The 14,245-nt window shown below is 38.0% G+C and carries 22 protein-coding genes and 2 pseudogenes; 17 read left to right on the top strand and 7 right to left on the bottom strand.

Going from position 1 to position 14,245, the window contains the following annotated elements; all coding sequences use genetic code 11:
* The 5 genes and pseudogenes from ACFIJS_RS06450 to ACFIJS_RS06430 all read right to left on the bottom strand — a co-directional run.
* Positions 1–209: pseudogene (locus ACFIJS_RS06450) on the bottom strand (hypothetical protein); the annotation flags it as partial.
* Entirely contained in the window at positions 209–937 is a 729-nt protein-coding gene (locus ACFIJS_RS06445; RefSeq protein ID WP_375650726.1) for a Rha family transcriptional regulator, read from the bottom strand. The gene ACFIJS_RS06445 and the pseudogene ACFIJS_RS06450, both read right to left, overlap by 1 nt.
* A gap of 72 nt (positions 938–1,009) precedes the next feature.
* Positions 1,010–1,372, bottom strand: coding sequence for an antA/AntB antirepressor family protein (locus ACFIJS_RS06440; protein WP_375650724.1), 363 nt, complete (start codon positions 1,370–1,372; stop codon positions 1,010–1,012).
* 65 nt (positions 1,373–1,437) lie between these two features.
* Positions 1,438–1,812, bottom strand: coding sequence for a hypothetical protein (locus tag ACFIJS_RS06435; RefSeq protein ID WP_375650723.1), 375 nt, complete (start codon positions 1,810–1,812; stop codon positions 1,438–1,440).
* Positions 1,813–2,126: 314 nt separating this feature from the next.
* The gene (locus tag ACFIJS_RS06430) at positions 2,127–2,762 is read right to left on the bottom strand and encodes a S24 family peptidase (RefSeq protein ID WP_375650722.1); all 636 of its coding nucleotides are present in this window, start codon (positions 2,760–2,762) and stop codon (positions 2,127–2,129) included.
* Between the two features lie 46 nt (positions 2,763–2,808).
* Between ACFIJS_RS06430 and ACFIJS_RS06425 the strand changes: the two genes are divergently transcribed.
* The 6 genes from ACFIJS_RS06425 to ACFIJS_RS06400 all read left to right on the top strand — a co-directional run bounded on the left by ACFIJS_RS06425 (position 2,809) and on the right by ACFIJS_RS06400 (position 6,192).
* The gene (locus tag ACFIJS_RS06425; RefSeq protein WP_375650720.1) at positions 2,809–3,126 is read left to right on the top strand and encodes a hypothetical protein; all 318 of its coding nucleotides are present in this window, start codon (positions 2,809–2,811) and stop codon (positions 3,124–3,126) included.
* Between the two features lie 43 nt (positions 3,127–3,169).
* The gene (locus ACFIJS_RS06420; protein ID WP_375650719.1) at positions 3,170–3,649 is read left to right on the top strand and encodes a crossover junction endodeoxyribonuclease RuvC; all 480 of its coding nucleotides are present in this window, start codon (positions 3,170–3,172) and stop codon (positions 3,647–3,649) included.
* Positions 3,639–4,784: a hypothetical protein gene (locus ACFIJS_RS06415; RefSeq protein WP_375650718.1), complete on the top strand. Its 1,146-nt coding sequence runs from the start codon at positions 3,639–3,641 to the stop codon at positions 4,782–4,784. The genes ACFIJS_RS06420 and ACFIJS_RS06415 overlap by 11 nt, the downstream gene beginning before the upstream one ends.
* A complete protein-coding gene (locus ACFIJS_RS06410; RefSeq protein ID WP_375650717.1) occupies positions 4,768–5,154 on the top strand; it encodes a hypothetical protein in 387 nt (128 codons plus the stop codon). Before ACFIJS_RS06415 ends, ACFIJS_RS06410 begins: the two co-directional genes overlap by 17 nt.
* A 182-nt stretch (positions 5,155–5,336) precedes the next feature.
* Positions 5,337–5,684 (top strand): hypothetical protein, encoded by a 348-nt coding sequence (locus ACFIJS_RS06405; protein WP_375650715.1) that lies wholly within the window; start codon positions 5,337–5,339, stop codon positions 5,682–5,684.
* Positions 5,671–6,192 carry a hypothetical protein gene (locus ACFIJS_RS06400; protein WP_375650714.1) on the top strand — a complete coding sequence of 174 codons (522 nt, stop codon included), beginning with the start codon at positions 5,671–5,673 and terminating at the stop codon, positions 6,190–6,192. Before ACFIJS_RS06405 ends, ACFIJS_RS06400 begins: the two co-directional genes overlap by 14 nt.
* A 95-nt stretch (positions 6,193–6,287) precedes the next feature.
* On the opposite strand, the gene ACFIJS_RS06395 is transcribed toward ACFIJS_RS06400, so the two are convergent.
* Positions 6,288–6,611, bottom strand: coding sequence for a type II toxin-antitoxin system PemK/MazF family toxin (locus ACFIJS_RS06395; RefSeq protein WP_100129669.1), 324 nt, complete (start codon positions 6,609–6,611; stop codon positions 6,288–6,290).
* Positions 6,611–6,835, bottom strand: a complete 225-nt coding sequence (locus tag ACFIJS_RS06390; protein WP_375650713.1) for an antitoxin MazE family protein — start codon at positions 6,833–6,835, stop codon at positions 6,611–6,613. The genes ACFIJS_RS06395 and ACFIJS_RS06390 overlap by 1 nt, the downstream gene beginning before the upstream one ends.
* 222 nt (positions 6,836–7,057) lie before the next feature.
* Here ACFIJS_RS06390 and ssb point away from each other — a divergent pair, with 222 nt between their 5' ends.
* The 11 genes and pseudogenes from ssb (at position 7,058) to ACFIJS_RS06335 (ending at position 14,243) form a co-directional block, all read left to right on the top strand.
* Positions 7,058–7,507 (top strand): single-stranded DNA-binding protein, encoded by a 450-nt coding sequence (gene ssb / locus ACFIJS_RS06385; RefSeq protein WP_375650712.1) that lies wholly within the window; start codon positions 7,058–7,060, stop codon positions 7,505–7,507.
* A 22-nt stretch (positions 7,508–7,529) separates the two neighbouring features.
* Positions 7,530–8,156, top strand: coding sequence for a hypothetical protein (locus tag ACFIJS_RS06380; protein WP_375650710.1), 627 nt, complete (start codon positions 7,530–7,532; stop codon positions 8,154–8,156).
* Between the two features lie 119 nt (positions 8,157–8,275).
* A complete protein-coding gene (locus ACFIJS_RS06375; RefSeq protein ID WP_375650709.1) occupies positions 8,276–8,542 on the top strand; it encodes a hypothetical protein in 267 nt (88 codons plus the stop codon).
* The gene (locus tag ACFIJS_RS06370) at positions 8,539–8,964 is read left to right on the top strand and encodes a type II toxin-antitoxin system VapC family toxin (RefSeq protein ID WP_375650708.1); all 426 of its coding nucleotides are present in this window, start codon (positions 8,539–8,541) and stop codon (positions 8,962–8,964) included. Before ACFIJS_RS06375 ends, ACFIJS_RS06370 begins: the two co-directional genes overlap by 4 nt.
* A gap of 82 nt (positions 8,965–9,046) precedes the next feature.
* Entirely contained in the window at positions 9,047–9,298 is a 252-nt protein-coding gene (locus ACFIJS_RS06365; protein WP_375650706.1) for an AbrB/MazE/SpoVT family DNA-binding domain-containing protein, read from the top strand.
* Positions 9,295–9,705: pseudogene (locus ACFIJS_RS06360) on the top strand (type II toxin-antitoxin system VapC family toxin). Before ACFIJS_RS06365 ends, ACFIJS_RS06360 begins: the two are co-directional and overlap by 4 nt.
* A gap of 348 nt (positions 9,706–10,053) precedes the next feature.
* On the top strand, positions 10,054–10,359 hold the full coding sequence (locus ACFIJS_RS06355; protein ID WP_375650705.1) for a hypothetical protein: 306 nt from the start codon (positions 10,054–10,056) through the stop codon (positions 10,357–10,359).
* Positions 10,334–11,665: a terminase large subunit domain-containing protein gene (locus tag ACFIJS_RS06350; RefSeq protein ID WP_375650704.1), complete on the top strand. Its 1,332-nt coding sequence runs from the start codon at positions 10,334–10,336 to the stop codon at positions 11,663–11,665. The genes ACFIJS_RS06355 and ACFIJS_RS06350 overlap by 26 nt, the downstream gene beginning before the upstream one ends.
* Positions 11,666–12,184 carry a hypothetical protein gene (locus ACFIJS_RS06345; RefSeq protein ID WP_375650703.1) on the top strand — a complete coding sequence of 173 codons (519 nt, stop codon included), beginning with the start codon at positions 11,666–11,668 and terminating at the stop codon, positions 12,182–12,184. It begins immediately after the preceding gene.
* A 16-nt stretch (positions 12,185–12,200) separates the two neighbouring features.
* A complete protein-coding gene (locus tag ACFIJS_RS06340) occupies positions 12,201–12,521 on the top strand; it encodes a hypothetical protein (RefSeq protein ID WP_375650701.1) in 321 nt (106 codons plus the stop codon).
* The gene (locus ACFIJS_RS06335; RefSeq protein WP_375650700.1) at positions 12,522–14,243 is read left to right on the top strand and encodes a portal protein; all 1,722 of its coding nucleotides are present in this window, start codon (positions 12,522–12,524) and stop codon (positions 14,241–14,243) included. It abuts the gene before it with no gap.
* The last annotated feature ends 2 nt before the right edge of the window (positions 14,244–14,245 follow it).

Below are 14,245 nucleotides of genomic sequence, written 5' to 3'. Positions count from 1 at the left end.
ATAGCTTTATGCCAAACCCAACAATCGCCTTCATGCGATAGGTTGTCTTCTTTTTGTATATAGCCGCCTAAGTAACCCTTTTTAATATTTCTAAAATCTCTTAATGCACGTATGCGATAAAGTTTTTTACTTTTATCGGTTCTTGCATCATGAAATTCTTTTATTTCATCAGTGAGCTCGTATTTTTTTGCATGGTTACATCCCTTAATTAATGCATGCTTTGTCTTTTAAGTTCTTGAGACAACACACCAATGCCTTTTGCTGTGATTTTTGCGCAAGGAATAACTTTTTCTATTCCACTTGCGGTTTGAAGTGTGATGGTTGGACAATCCATAAGTTGTTTTTGGATTTTGTCTTGATAAGGAAGCAAATTTCCACCCGCTGCGCGTCTGTAAACCCAACCTTTTTTCTGTAAGAAGAGAATGAACTGTTTTGGTTGCATCTCGAGTATTTTAGCAGCTTCTGTAAGACCAAAAAGCCCGTTGTGACGTTGCAAACTTTCAAGAGCCATGGCTTTTGGTGTTAAATCTTCAATGATGGTGTCTTTTTGATCTATTTGACCTTGTAGGTAATTCAAAAAGCCAATCATAGCCTTTGGACTTGAATAGTCGATTTGTGGTGTTACTGCTTGCTTTTCCAATTCTTGCCAAGGATCTATAATCCTAGCACGTAATGTCATGCTGTAACCCGAAACTAAGATGAGGCATTCACGTTTGGGGAGATGGTAGCAGTTTTGGGGCTTGCCTTGTTTGTCTAAATAGGTGGATCCAAATTTGGATTGACCCTCTTCAGGATATAATTCCCCTAACATTTGCCTAATATCACGCATAATATGCGCATGTTGCTTACCGCATAGTTCAGCAATTTCACGACTGGACATAGTTTGAACAGTTTGGTTATTAAAATTGCTTTTGGCCGTTGTGACAAAATTATGCATGATGGACTCCTTTTAAGAAGCTTGTATTTTTTTCATATGTTCTAATAAAATTTTGCATCATCACCCCCTTAATTAAGAAAAACATAAGTTTTGGTATAATATTCTGCCATAGTTTCTATGGCGCTCTGCTTTAGCGATTTTCTTTGCTGCGTGAATTTTGAAGTAATGATTATCAGTTTTATCTGTTTCTATTTCAGATTTTGGACAAATCTTCTGTCTGTTCCATTCTTGTTTTGTAAAAACAAAATCCACGCCTTTTTTTAGATCAAGCTTTTCAACACAATCATTAAACCAATTGGAAAAATCTTGTTTCAAATGTAAGTACCTATGCATGACATGGGCATTGACCATTTTGGCATAACCAATTTTGTTGTCTACCTCGTTTTCAGGCGTGAGATATCCTTCACTATGAATATTATTATCATGTGTGGTCATAAGTTTACTCTAATTAATTATTGATGAATTAAAGGGGGCGCTTTTAAAAGCGCCCTTTAGAATTTTTAAAGCACATCACAAGGACGCAAACGGTGTTGTTGTTCGTAAGTACCGTAAATCTCATCATTATATTTTTCGTCTGCTAAATCAGATAAAAGGTCATGGTAAGCATCACTTTCACGTACAAAGTAATGAACCTCACTATCTTCATCGAGATGTTCAATATTTTCTTCTACATATGCGTCTGCAATTTCTTCAGAAATGTCTTCGCAACTTTTTTCAGAAGGATTGATGCGAAAGATTTGGATTGCATCATCTGCCTCGTCAATAATTTTTAGAACTTGGCTTTCATCAAGTGGTCCAGACCGACCAATGTTTTGATCTTTATCGTAGGCAACTAATAAAATTTCATTGGAATTTATAAGAATTGGATTTTCCATAATTTTTCCTCCATAACGCCTCTTGGCAATTGTTTGTGCGTGGTTTATGAATACCAATGTAGCGTATTTAGGAACATTTGTCAATAATAAACGTAATGATTTTAGAAACTTTTTACATAAATATAAAAAATCACTTAGAAAATTAAAACTGTAATTATTAAAAAAAGGATATGTTTAGAACAGTTAGAGCTTTAGTAATGCAATTACATTGGATAAATATTCTAACCAATTAGTTTGCAAATATTTGCATAATTCTCTTCTTAACAGAGGTATACGATACAATAAGAAAAATTATACTCATATGATTTAACTTTTTAAAATTTCGGTGGTTTTATCCAATCTATAGATGCAGCCCAAACTAATGCAATATCTTTTATTTCTGGATACAATCTATTTAAACTCTCTAAATTAAATAAACCAGGCTGACTACCTTGTTTTATTATTTTAACAAAGCAACGTCCATCTTGCGTATAGACAATTGCTTTTTTATTGAGAAGTAAACTTGGACAAATGTTCTCTGAATAAAATAAAATAGATTTATCTTCAATGAAAGGTTCCATTGAGTCGCCTTCAACTTTTACTGCGTATGTATCTTTTGTAATGTATGGAGGTAACTCCACCTCTTCAAGCCAACCATCTTCATAGGGGATAATTTCTGAACCTGCTCCTACATAACCCATTAAGGGTATAGTTTTTTTTCGTGGAAGTGGATATTTTGTGATTTCCTCAATTGCTATACCTTCTTGTGCACTTATTCCTCGTTCACCTGTTAGCATTTTATTGACCGCAGAACGGTAGATAGGGCGATGCATCTTCTCACTTAGTTGTCTAGCAAGCGATGATTGAGATAATCCAGATTCTTGTAAGGCTTCACTTAGCCAAATTTTCATAATGTTATTCATGGTTTCCATATATCTTTTATTTAAAAAAAAATCTTTTGTGATTTTCATTACATTGTCTATTGATTTTGTACCTAAATAAGCTACAATATGAATTATGAAACAATTTTATGAAATAATAAATCTATTAGGCGGGGTTCGTAGGGTATCTCAGTTGCTTGGGGTTCATAGAACACGCGTGTATGTCTGGCTCCGTCCTATATCAAAAGGTGGAACTGGTGGGAGAATTCCAACAAAACATATCCCAATTCTTTTGAATGAAGCCAAAAGAATTGGAGCACCGATTAAGGCAGAAGATTTTTTCTCTTTTTTTTATAGGACGCAATCATGTGATTCTAAATTATCTTCACAATCTGCTTTTATTACTGCTTCTACAGAAAAGAATGAACATCAACAGCATCATTCACACTCTTAAACAGGCAAAAATAAAGAGATCAAATTAATTTAAGGGGGGAATTATGATCACTAATGCACAAACCATTCTTTGTCTTGATCTAGGGACTAAGACTGGCTGGGCGCTTCGTGATGCAGTTGGTTTTATCACAAGCGATACAGAATATTTTCAATCACGCCGTTTTGAAGGCGGTGGGATGCGTTATCTGCGCTTTAAGAAATGGCTTACTGAACTAAAAAGGTCTGTTGATGAAATTGATGCGGTGTATTTCGAAGAGGTACGTCGGCATGTGGGTACAGACGCTTCTCATGTTTATGGGGGCTTTCTAGCAACATTAACAGCTTGGTGTGAACATCATCAGATACCGTATGAAGGCATTCCCGTTGGTACGATTAAAAAAGCAATGACAGGCAAAGGGAATGCGTCAAAAGAAGAAATGATTAAGGCAATGCGTGCAAAAGGTCACGCGCCTTGTGATGATAATGAAGCAGATGCTTTGGCAATTTTATATTTAATGAAAGAAGGGGGTATGCATGTCCAGTAAAATACCATGGACAAGGCTTTTTGCCGATAAATGGATTCTTGATCTCACTTGTTTGTCTTCTATTGAAGGCAATATATACATGAGATTACGGTTGCAAATGCTTCACACAGGCGAGCCGCTTTTAAATAACATTAAGGTTTGGGCTAATTATACTGGCTATTCAGTAAAGGCATTTGTCAAAGCATTAGATGTTTTACAGAGTACGGGTCATATTATTCGTTTAGCAGACGGACGTTTATGGAATCTAGATGTTGAAGCAGAATTAAGTGATAGCGCCGGAAAATCAGAAGCGGCATCAAAAGCTGTTAGTGCTAGATGGAAAAAATCTAAAGAAAAAGACGTAAAGCATAATACGAAATCTATACAAGCTAAATACGAAGGCGATACGAATTCTATACGGAATGAATACGAAAGCGATACGGAAACGATACCATATAACATTAACAATAACATATATAATAAAAAAACTAAAACTAACGTTTTAGCAAAAAAAGAAATTGATTTTGAAGATTTAGAAACAATCGATTTGGTTGACGAGCCAACAGAGGTTGCTGCTGTTGAGACCACATCAGAGCAAATCGCAACGGGTGTAGAAAACCAACCTCCCATTCACGAGCAAGAGAATGTTCCCAAAAAAGCAAAACGAGCGCAAGCTAATCGCGGTTGTCGATTGCCTACGGATTTTGAACCCGATTACGATTTTGCCATCGAAGAAGGCTTGCTTCCAGGGCGTGTGAAAGTCGAAATCGCAAAGTTTCGAGATTACTGGCGTTCAAAAGCCGGAGCAAATGCAACCAAAATCGATTGGCAAGCAACATGGCGTAACTGGGTACGCAAGGCTATCGAGGATTTAGAGAAAACAAAAAACACGAACAACAATGGTGGAAACAATGGAAACTTTTCAAAAGATCAAAGAACTCGTGGTGGTACCGGAGAGACAATCCGTAATCTTATCGGTGCAACACAGCTTAGTGACGCCTCTACAAGATACCGTGCAACAGATAGAGAAATGTGTAACTCTGGAGTTCCCATGGACCTTGAGAAATGGCATTCAATTGACAAAAACCCTAGAGAAACAAGCTTTAGAAGCTTATCAGACTGTTCAAAACTTACTTACCGTGAAAGCGTCTGTTGAAGACATAGCAGAGGCTCTTGATGTGCTTGAAGGTGGTTTGACAATGCAAAAAGTTTCGAATGTAGAAGCGCGTGCAAAGGCTTATATCGCAGCTCTTAACGGCATTTCACTCTGGTCTTTATTGCAAGCTGTTAAAAATCTTATACGTGGTGAAGCAAAAGGCATGTCCACAACATTTGTGCCCTCATGCGCTGATCTTGCGCAGTATTGTCGTGATTTAGAAAGCAGGCTTTATGGTGTTGCTGAGAGAGTTTTTATGGCAGTTGAAAATACGCGTAACCTAGCCTTAGGAGGCAAGCGCATTTCATTCATGAGAATAGGCAAGCCTAGTGAAAAGCAACATAACAGTAGCAATTCTAAAGCGGCTTAAAACAGCAAAATAGTGAAATTTGCTGATCATTTTACGATTAGGCATGTATTTAAATCGATAAAAAGGTACCGTACAAAGCGATTTAAAGATTTTATGATGAAAAAACACACCCGTAATATAAAACGCTCTGTACGGTCAAATTTGAGGTAAATTAACCCATTGGTAAAAATAGAGGTTAAAACATGGAAATATTAAAACGAAGATTCTTTAAAAAACGTAAACAGCCTATGCAAAAAAAGTTTATCGCAACGGCTGTGGGGTATGTTCCTTGGGGAGACGGAGCGGCAGAGTATTTTTACAACCTCTACGAATATGAAGATGGCACAAGAGAGTGTGAAAAGTTTGACGGTGGTCAGTATTACACCATACCAGAAAAGGCAGATTTTAGCACCAAAGCGCAAGTAAAAGCATGGGTTTATGGGGGTGCTATTCCGAAAAGCGTTCTCAATTACGAGCCTCTTATAGATGAGATCAACAGAGAGATCAAAAAACTATCGAAAAGTGCAGGAAATGAATATGTTTACAGATAAACAGCTAAGAGCCTTATTTGGCATAATAGTTTTTATATTTTTATATTTTGTAGGAATTAAAAAAAATCCCTACTTTATCCAAAGTATTTTGATATTTGCAACTTTTTGTTTGATAATAATAACAAATATTTTTGTAATTTTATGTAATTCTCATATTCCTTTTGAGTTGCAGAATAACCCAAAATATAAAGATGGAGATAAAACGGGTTGGGTGATCCTAACACGTGATTTACAACAATATATGCACGGAATCTTAAAGCTCATAATTTTAGCATTTGTCGTTTTAATTTTTCCAAACAGTTGTAAAGAAATGGTTTTTTTCTCTGTTATTTCTAAATACCTAGAGTACAAGCTTTCTTTATCATTGGATACTGTATTTTGGTACTTAGATATTGCTATTTGGTACTCTTTTTTAGTTTGTTCATTCTTTCTCATGTTGCGTACACGCAGTTTAATAAATATATCGATTTACGCGATACAGTCGTCTATTAAAAAGAAAGAGAGCTAAAAAAAGCACTTGATATTCAATTGAGTAGATACAAAAAAGAAAACAAAATACAAAACATTAATCAAATAAGTAAAACAATAACATGAGGAGCTCATTTATTTTACTATTCCCAAAAATACAGCTAAACAGCGTTCAATTTCTACCATTTTATCTGCATGAATGGAGCCAAAAGCTGGGCTAATTTTTTCACATCTTACCGTCATAATCTTATCAATCATGACTTGAGAAGTTTTTTGTAAACCATTTTTGCTGTCTGGTTGGAGAGTAATGCGAAGTAATGGCGCATCAACAAGTGTGCTGGTAATGGGTAAAACCGTTACGCTTGTATGTTCACTAAATTGATTGGCTTGAATGATTAACGCAGGTCTTGGTTTACCAAAATCGCCTTGCATAGCTATTGTGACGAGAGATCCACGCATCATTCTGTCCAGCCATCAATATCCATTAAAGATTGATCCATTAACAACTGCATAGATGTATCTGTTTTACCCATTTTTGCGACTAAGCGACATTGGCGTCGGCACTCTTCTGCAAAGTTTGGTTGACGAGTATCTGGTACCCAAATTTGCATTAAGCGCAAACCTGCTTTTCTTTGTGCGTTGCGATGTTTTTGAACGCGTTCATTAACGTGCATTGTAGCCATAAAAAATCTCCATTATGTTTCATGTAACGTATAACATAGAAAAAAGTTACATGAAACAAAATTTTGAATAAATTCGCGAAATTCAATTTTTTATCCCGAAGGCTATAAAACATAATGTTATATGTTAATAATCAATAATATATTATTGAAATAATTGAAAAAACAATAAAACTCTGCTAAGACTTTTACATATTTAAATACGAACTTAAGGTAACAAAAAACATGCTGAATAAAGTGATGTTAATTGGCTATTTAGGGGATGATCCCGAAAGCAAAACGATGACTTCTGGAGTTGAAATAGTCAATTTTCGTATGGCAACTTCTGAAAGCTATACAGACAAGGCAACCAATAAGAAAGTAGACAAAACAGAATGGCATTCCGTAGTGGTTTTTAATCCACATTTGGCAAAAATTGCTCTTCAATATCTACACAAAGGTTCAAAGGTTTACATAGAAGGCAAATTACAAACACGTAAATGGCAAGATAAAAATGGTCATGACCGTTACACAACAGAGATTGTTTTAAAAGCCTTTCATGGTGAGATTATGTCTTTAGAAAAGTTGGAACAAAGCAATTCAGGTGCAGAAAATAATCAGCTGGCAGGAGGCACTCATTCCACAATAGTATACACCTCATCACATGGCTCTTTTGATGATAAAATCCCCTTTTAAAGTAATTTGAATAAGGCAAGATATGAAAATAAAAGCGCGTTCAAAAGCAGCAAAATTACGTGCCAAAAGGAAGAAAAGGGGAATAAAGCTTGAAGACAAGCGACGACACCAAAATGAACTCTTTTCAAGAGTAAACAAATCATTGGATAAAACGGCTCTTGAAGCAAGGGCAAGATTAACAGGGTTAAGTCTTAAACAGGCTAGAGATCCACGCTCCGCTACCAATTTAGGCAGGTTGGTTCTCTTAAATGAAACGGAACCAGGCAAGGGCATTACATCTGATCAATATGATGCTGTCGTAAAATACCTCCACGTGGTGAATGCGTATAAGCAAGCACTCCTTTCACCTGGGGCTGAATGGGAAAAGAACATCGGGTTACGGAGCAATGATGAATATGAAGAATGGTATCAGCGGGCAATTAAGCGTTATGATGATGTCAATAAGGCACTTGCAAAAGGGCAAAGAGATAATCCTTATGCAAATTTCGAGATCATTATAAAGTATGTGATATTACGTGGGATTGCTATGTCTCATTACATGGCTGATTTACGTCTTTTATGCGATATTTTGCACAATCACTTTAATCCCCAAAAAAACAATGTAACAAGGGGAAAAGCTTATGTATGGCGGTCGTTGTCGCACATGTAGGTTGAGGTAGAAAAAAAGCGAAAAATATTTAAAATAGCGATTTTTCGTGCAAAATATGATGAATAATATTATATAAATAATATGATCATATCAAAGAAATATATTAATGGACTAATAATATGCCAGGAAAATCTCTATTCATCGCTGATCCTAGTGTAAGGGAGCTGGTTGAACAAGTAAAGAATGAGAACGGTTTCAAAAGTTTGCGTGATACCGTTGAAAAAGGGATGTTACTTTTACAAGAGCAAAAACGGAATGAGCCCTCTATAGATGATAAAATAAAAGCGATACAAAAAAGATTTAGAACTAAAGTCAGAAAAAATAATCCCTATTGGAGTGAAGAAGAGAAGAAGGTTTTTTTTGATGATTTGAGTGGGGGAGTATGATGTTTGTTGATGCTTCGGCAATTATAGCAATTATTAACGAAGAACCAGAAGCCGCGTTTTTCAATGAAAAACTAAAATCAGCCAAGAAAGTTTATTCGTCTGCTATGGCGAAATTTGAGGCAGTATCTGGGCTTTGTATGTTCAATACACCGAAGGGTAAGCCAATATCACAAACAACACTCAAGGAAAGTAGGCTTGCTGTGCATGAGTTTTTCATGGCATATAGAATTTCTATGATCGCTTTATCTGAAAATGAAGCTGAGAAGGCACTTGATGCAAAACAAAAATTTGGCAAGGGAACAGGACAAAAAGCTCAATTAAATATGGGAGATTGTTTTGCATATGCCTGCGCTGTCAACTATAAATTGCCCTTATTGTTCAAAGGAAATGACTTCATTCATACGGATATTCGTAGGGCTTAATTTTCTTATGTTTAAGGTAATTGATTTTTACATTACTTTTATATATACTCAAGAGTTATCTTGAGTGTAAGAGGGTTTTTCTATGCCTTCATTAACGGTTACAGCAAAAGGACAAATTACGCTGAGGCGGGATGTACTACAGCACCTTGGGGTTAAACCAAGTGAGAAGGTTGACTTTGATAAACTACCAGGTGGCGAACTTCGTATAAAAGCGTCACAGCCTACAAGCACTATTGAGAGCTTTATTGGACGATTTTCTGGAAAACTAAAAAAACCTCTAACCATTGAAGAAATGAACGAAATTACGGCTTCTGGTTGGGCTGGGGAAAAGTGAAGATTTCTGTAGATACAAATGTTCTAGCTCGTGCTGTTTTACAAGATGATAAAAAGCAAGATGAAATAGCAAGTAAGATCTTAAGAGAAGCTTCTCTCATAGCTATTTCTTTACCTTGTCTATGCGAACTTGTTTGGATACTTCGTTGAGGTGCAAAATTATCAAAGGAATTATCAAAGGAAGATGTAGCTGAAATGTTACGTGATCTGCTAGCAACCAGTAATGTCGTGATGAATAGAGCAGCTGTTGAAGTAGGGTTTGCTATTCTTGAGGCTGGTGGAGATTTTGCTGATGGAATTACATCTTATGAGGGTAATTGGCTAGGTGGTGAGACCTTTGTTTCGTTTGATAAATTAACGATTGACCTTTTAAAGCAAAACGGGCAGTCAGCAAAACTCCTTTTCTAATGAGTAAGCGAATATCTGCAAAAGAACAAGCTATGATGGTGATTTTCTATATCTTGTCCATCACGAAAAACACGTAAATGCGCATATAACTTCGGCAGGAGTTTTTTTTTCTTGACTTTGAGAAAAATTTTAATTAAAGTGCGCTTAACTCAACGGGTGAGGTGTGTCTAATTTTGTGCAAGCAGGAATAACTCCTGCTTTTTTGATTCAATCTTCCCGTTTCCCTTATTTAAAATTCCTTGTATTTTTCGTTTTTTATTGTCAAAATTTCCCCCCAACTCTTCAATCTTAGTCTCGATTACGGCTAGGAAAGAGGTTTTTTTTTGGATAGCGTGAGGGTAATAAATAATGGTCAATAGTCATAAAAGAAAGCCACCGGCGGCTGGTAATGGTCGACCTAAAGGGGCGGCTAATAAGACAACAAAACTTCTCAAAAATGCTATATTGAAAGCTGCTGAACAAGCCGGGAACAAAATTGGTAATGACGGATTGGTTTCCTACCTTGAGCAGCAGGCTAAAGATAATCCTGGTCCTTTTATGAATTTGCTTGGAAAAGTATTGCCTATGCAAATTTCCGGTGAAGATGGTGGTGGGCTTCATATTATTGTTGAGACGGGTGTTCCAAAGCATGACGTGTCAGCGATTGACGCTTGACTATCTTCCCAGAGAGTGGCAACGAGAATGCCACTTAGCATTAAAGCGCTTCAATGTTATTGCTTTACACAGACGGGGTGGTAAATCTGAATTTTCCCTCATGGAATTATGCGATAAAGCGATTTCTTCTAACAAGGAAATGCCCTTTTTTGTTTATGTTGCCCCCTATCTTAAGCAGGCAAAAGCCATTGCATGGCAGCGTTTAAAGCACAAGCTCTTGCCTCTTATGAGAGTGAATGCCGTTGATATTAATGAGTCCGAACTTAAAGTTACCTTTAAGCACAATCATGGCGTGATACGTCTCTTTGGTGCAGATAAACCGGATGCAATGCGTGGATTGCGGTTAGACGGTTGTGTTGTCGACGAAGTGGCACAGATTAAACCTGAAGTCTGGACGGATGTTCTTCAGCCGGCTCTATCTGACCGCTTAGGGTGGGCTTTGTTTATCGGGACTCCAAAGGGTATTAATCTGTTTAGCGAGTTATTTTATGGTGCTCAAGAGAAAAGTGATTGGTTTAGCAGGCGCTATACTGTGTACGATACCAATGCTCTTGATCCAGCAGAAGTCGAACGGCTTAAAGACAATATGTCGGATAAGTCCTTTGCTCGTGAATATCTTTGTGATTTTGAAGCCGCAAGCGATGATCAGTTGATCAGTATGACGGATATTGAGGAAGCAGCAAACCGTCGTTACGGTGAGCATAATGTTCTTTATGCCCCAAAGATCATAGGAGTTGATCCCGCCCGTTTTGGAAATGACAGAAGTGTTATTTTTAAACGTCAAGGTGTGCAAGCTTTTGACCCTCTCGTCTTTCATGAGCTGGATAATATGGAATTAGCAAGCCGTGTAGCTCATGTCATGCAAGAATGGCAGGCTGATGCTGTGTTCATTGACAGTGGTGGTGGAGCAGGAGTTATTGACCGTTTACGACAGCTTGGTCATGATGTGATTGAGGTGTCTTTTGGAGGCAAAGCGAGCACAAGTCGATATGTGAATAAGCGTACTGAAATCTGGTGTGCTATGAAGGAGTGGCTCTATAGTGGTGGAGCAATACCCAATCGTTCAGGACTAAAACAAGAATTAGCAACGCCTGTTTATTGGTTTAATGCCAATGGGCAAGTTTGTTTAGAGTCAAAAGAAGAGATCAAAAAGAGGCTCAGTGGTGGTGCTTCACCTGATGAGGCGGACGCACTCGCTTTAACCTTTTCTCACCCTGTTGTGAGCCGCCATGACATGGATATGCGTAATCTTCAGAGGAGACAGCGCAAGGAATACAACCCTTATGAACGCAATAACCAGTGGTGAATGATGAACGACTTAGCAAAATTAATAGAGACAAAGTTTGAAGTAACCGAAGATACTGGAGAAATCATTGCCTCAGTGAGCCTTACAGAACCCTGTGAACGTTATCTCAATGCCATGCGAGAATTTGAAAAGGCGGTTGAGAACTGTTCTGAAAAGGAACAGATTTACACTGATACGCACCATACTTTGCATGGAGGAGTTTACAGCCGGACAGTCTTTGTGAAGAAGGGATCTCTTTTTACCACAGCTCTCGTTAAGAAGCCGACAACATTAATTCTCAATGGCAATATCAACATATTCGTGGGTGGAAAAGTGGTTCATTTAAAGGGGCATAGAGTGATCATGGGGTTGGTAAACCGTAAAAGCGTTATTTATGCCGTGGAAGACAGTTATGGAACGCTTGCTTATGCCACAGAGGCAAAAACTGTTGAAGAAGCAGAGCGAGAATTAACGGATGATCTTCTGAATTCATCTTTAGCAAATTCAGAGAACAAGGTCTTGATCACAGATCAATCTTAATCATAGGAGAATAAACATGACATTAATCGCTGTAGGTCTTGCCGCAAGCATAGGAACTGCGGTTTGGGGGATGACTCAGTCAGAAAAGATCAAAGAACAAAACAAGAAAGCGTTAGAGAGTCAACAACGTGCTCAGGAACAAATGAAGATGGATGCAGAAAAGCAGCGACAAATGAGTCAGGCGGAATTGAATAAGGCAAACCGTAAGAAGGTCGATAAGAAAGTCCTTCTGGATAAAGCAAGAAAGGACACTTCTTCTTCTACCATGCTTACGGGCGCAAAGGGGGTTGATTTTGATGAGCTTAGTCTTGGGAAAAACACTCTTTTGGGACAGTAAATGATGCAAGAAAACGGTGTTCAAGATACACTAAAGGTTAAGCCGCCCGAACATACTAAACTTTTGTCACGTCATGGACAGCTTAAAGATGAGCGTGCTTCTTGGATTTCTCATTGGCAAGAAATATCTGAAAGTCTATTACCACGCAGTGGGCGTTTTTTCGTGAGTGATAGAAACAAAGGGCAAAAAAAGCACAACCGCATTTATGATAATTCAGCGATACACGCTCTCTCTATTCTTGGTGCAGGCATGATGAGTGGGGCAACGTCACCTGCAAGACAATGGTTTCGTCTTGGGACTTCAGATCCTGAATTAAACACTTACCAACCGGTCAAAGTGTGGCTGGATAATGTAGCAAAACTGATGCAGCATGTGTTTACAAAATCAAACACTTATAGCACTCTACACACGATGTATGAAGAATTAGGTGCTTTTGGGACCTCAGCAACGCTTGTTTTGCATGATTTTCATAATATCATTCATCATTATCCTATACCCATTGGGGAATATGCTCTTGCAATGGATTATAAGGGCAAGGTGAATACTCTTTACCGCGAGTTTCAAAAGACTGTTGGAGAGATTGTGGGTGAGTTTGGTTATAAAAATTGCAGCCAATCGGTTCAAAGGTTATACGACCGTGGCAGTCTTGGCGAATGGATTACCCTCATTCATGCTGTAGAGCCTAGAGTTGATAGAGATTCTTCTAAGCGTGATGCGCTCAATATGCCTTTTGGAAGTTATTATTTTGAAGCAGGAGGAAATGAGAATAAATATTTAAGGGAAGGGGGATTTAAGTATTTTCCAGCGCTTGTGCCACGTTGGAAATTGCAAAGCGGTGATATTTATGGACACAGTCCAGCCATGGAATGTTTAGGGGATATTCATCAGCTACAGCATGAGCAATATAATAAGGCTCTTGGAATTGATCTTGCCAATAAAATGCCCTTGCAAGTTCCACCAAGTTTAAAAAATCATGAAGTGGATATGTTTCCAGGAGGCATTACCGTTGCTGATCAATCCACGGGAGGTATTCGACCACTTTATGAAACGCGCTTGGATATGAATTATCTCTTAATGGATATTCAAGATGTGCGACAGCGCATTCGTTCTTCTTTCTATGCTGATTTATTTTTGATGCTTTCTCAAGCTGATAATACGCGTATGACAGCCACAGAAGTAGCTGAACGCCATGAAGAAAAGTTATTAATGCTTGGTCCTGTTTTAGAGCGCTTACATAATGAGCTTTTGAGCCCTTTAATTGATGTGACTTTTGCCAAAATGGTGGAAGGTGAAATTTTGCCTCCACCGCCACAAGAAATCCAAGGAATGGATTTAAGCGTTGAGTTTATTTCCATGCTTGCTCAAGCACAGCGTGCTATTGGGACAAACAGTATTGACCGTTTTGTGAGCAGCCTTGGCATGGTGGCGCAAATAAAGCCTGAAGTTATGGATAAATTTGACGGAGACAATTGGGTTGATGCCTATAGCGATATGCTTGGTGTTGATCCCCGCTTGATTGTGGCAAATGATCAGGTAGCTATGGTTCGTCAACAACGGGCTGAAGCCCAAGAACAGCAACAACAGTTGGAAGAGGAAGAGCAGAAGGCGAATATTGCTCAGAAATTGGCTCAATCTTCTACGGGAGAAGGTGGGAAAAATGCGCTTATGGACGTCATAAACCAGTTTAGTGGTTATAATTCACCCTCACCTTTAGAAAGATAATA

Source organism: Bartonella sp. OT172YNZD (genome assembly GCF_042193725.1).
GTDB lineage: Bacteria > Pseudomonadota > Alphaproteobacteria > Rhizobiales > Rhizobiaceae > Bartonella > Bartonella grahamii_A.
Note: the sequence above shows the minus strand (reverse complement) of the source record. Positions and strands in the feature narration are given on the sequence as shown.

Coding starts and splice junctions, on each gene's coding strand:
- ACFIJS_RS06445 (WP_375650726.1), bottom strand. CDS start 937: ATGCATAATTTTGTCACAACGGCCAAAAGCAATTTTAATAACCAAACT.
- ACFIJS_RS06440 (WP_375650724.1), bottom strand. CDS start 1,372: ATGACCACACATGATAATAATATTCATAGTGAAGGATATCTCACGCCT.
- ACFIJS_RS06435 (WP_375650723.1), bottom strand. CDS start 1,812: ATGGAAAATCCAATTCTTATAAATTCCAATGAAATTTTATTAGTTGCC.
- ACFIJS_RS06430 (WP_375650722.1), bottom strand. CDS start 2,762: ATGAAAATCACAAAAGATTTTTTTTTAAATAAAAGATATATGGAAACC.
- ACFIJS_RS06425 (WP_375650720.1), top strand. CDS start 2,809: ATGAAACAATTTTATGAAATAATAAATCTATTAGGCGGGGTTCGTAGG.
- ACFIJS_RS06420 (WP_375650719.1), top strand. CDS start 3,170: ATGATCACTAATGCACAAACCATTCTTTGTCTTGATCTAGGGACTAAG.
- ACFIJS_RS06415 (WP_375650718.1), top strand. CDS start 3,639: ATGTCCAGTAAAATACCATGGACAAGGCTTTTTGCCGATAAATGGATT.
- ACFIJS_RS06405 (WP_375650715.1), top strand. CDS start 5,337: ATGGAAATATTAAAACGAAGATTCTTTAAAAAACGTAAACAGCCTATG.
- ACFIJS_RS06400 (WP_375650714.1), top strand. CDS start 5,671: ATGTTTACAGATAAACAGCTAAGAGCCTTATTTGGCATAATAGTTTTT.
- ACFIJS_RS06395 (WP_100129669.1), bottom strand. CDS start 6,611: ATGCGTGGATCTCTCGTCACAATAGCTATGCAAGGCGATTTTGGTAAA.
- ACFIJS_RS06390 (WP_375650713.1), bottom strand. CDS start 6,835: ATGGCTACAATGCACGTTAATGAACGCGTTCAAAAACATCGCAACGCA.
- ssb (WP_375650712.1), top strand. CDS start 7,058: ATGCTGAATAAAGTGATGTTAATTGGCTATTTAGGGGATGATCCCGAA.
- ACFIJS_RS06380 (WP_375650710.1), top strand. CDS start 7,530: ATGAAAATAAAAGCGCGTTCAAAAGCAGCAAAATTACGTGCCAAAAGG.
- ACFIJS_RS06375 (WP_375650709.1), top strand. CDS start 8,276: ATGCCAGGAAAATCTCTATTCATCGCTGATCCTAGTGTAAGGGAGCTG.
- ACFIJS_RS06370 (WP_375650708.1), top strand. CDS start 8,539: ATGATGTTTGTTGATGCTTCGGCAATTATAGCAATTATTAACGAAGAA.
- ACFIJS_RS06365 (WP_375650706.1), top strand. CDS start 9,047: ATGCCTTCATTAACGGTTACAGCAAAAGGACAAATTACGCTGAGGCGG.
- ACFIJS_RS06355 (WP_375650705.1), top strand. CDS start 10,054: ATGGTCAATAGTCATAAAAGAAAGCCACCGGCGGCTGGTAATGGTCGA.
- ACFIJS_RS06350 (WP_375650704.1), top strand. CDS start 10,334: ATGACGTGTCAGCGATTGACGCTTGACTATCTTCCCAGAGAGTGGCAA.
- ACFIJS_RS06345 (WP_375650703.1), top strand. CDS start 11,666: ATGATGAACGACTTAGCAAAATTAATAGAGACAAAGTTTGAAGTAACC.
- ACFIJS_RS06340 (WP_375650701.1), top strand. CDS start 12,201: ATGACATTAATCGCTGTAGGTCTTGCCGCAAGCATAGGAACTGCGGTT.
- ACFIJS_RS06335 (WP_375650700.1), top strand. CDS start 12,522: ATGATGCAAGAAAACGGTGTTCAAGATACACTAAAGGTTAAGCCGCCC.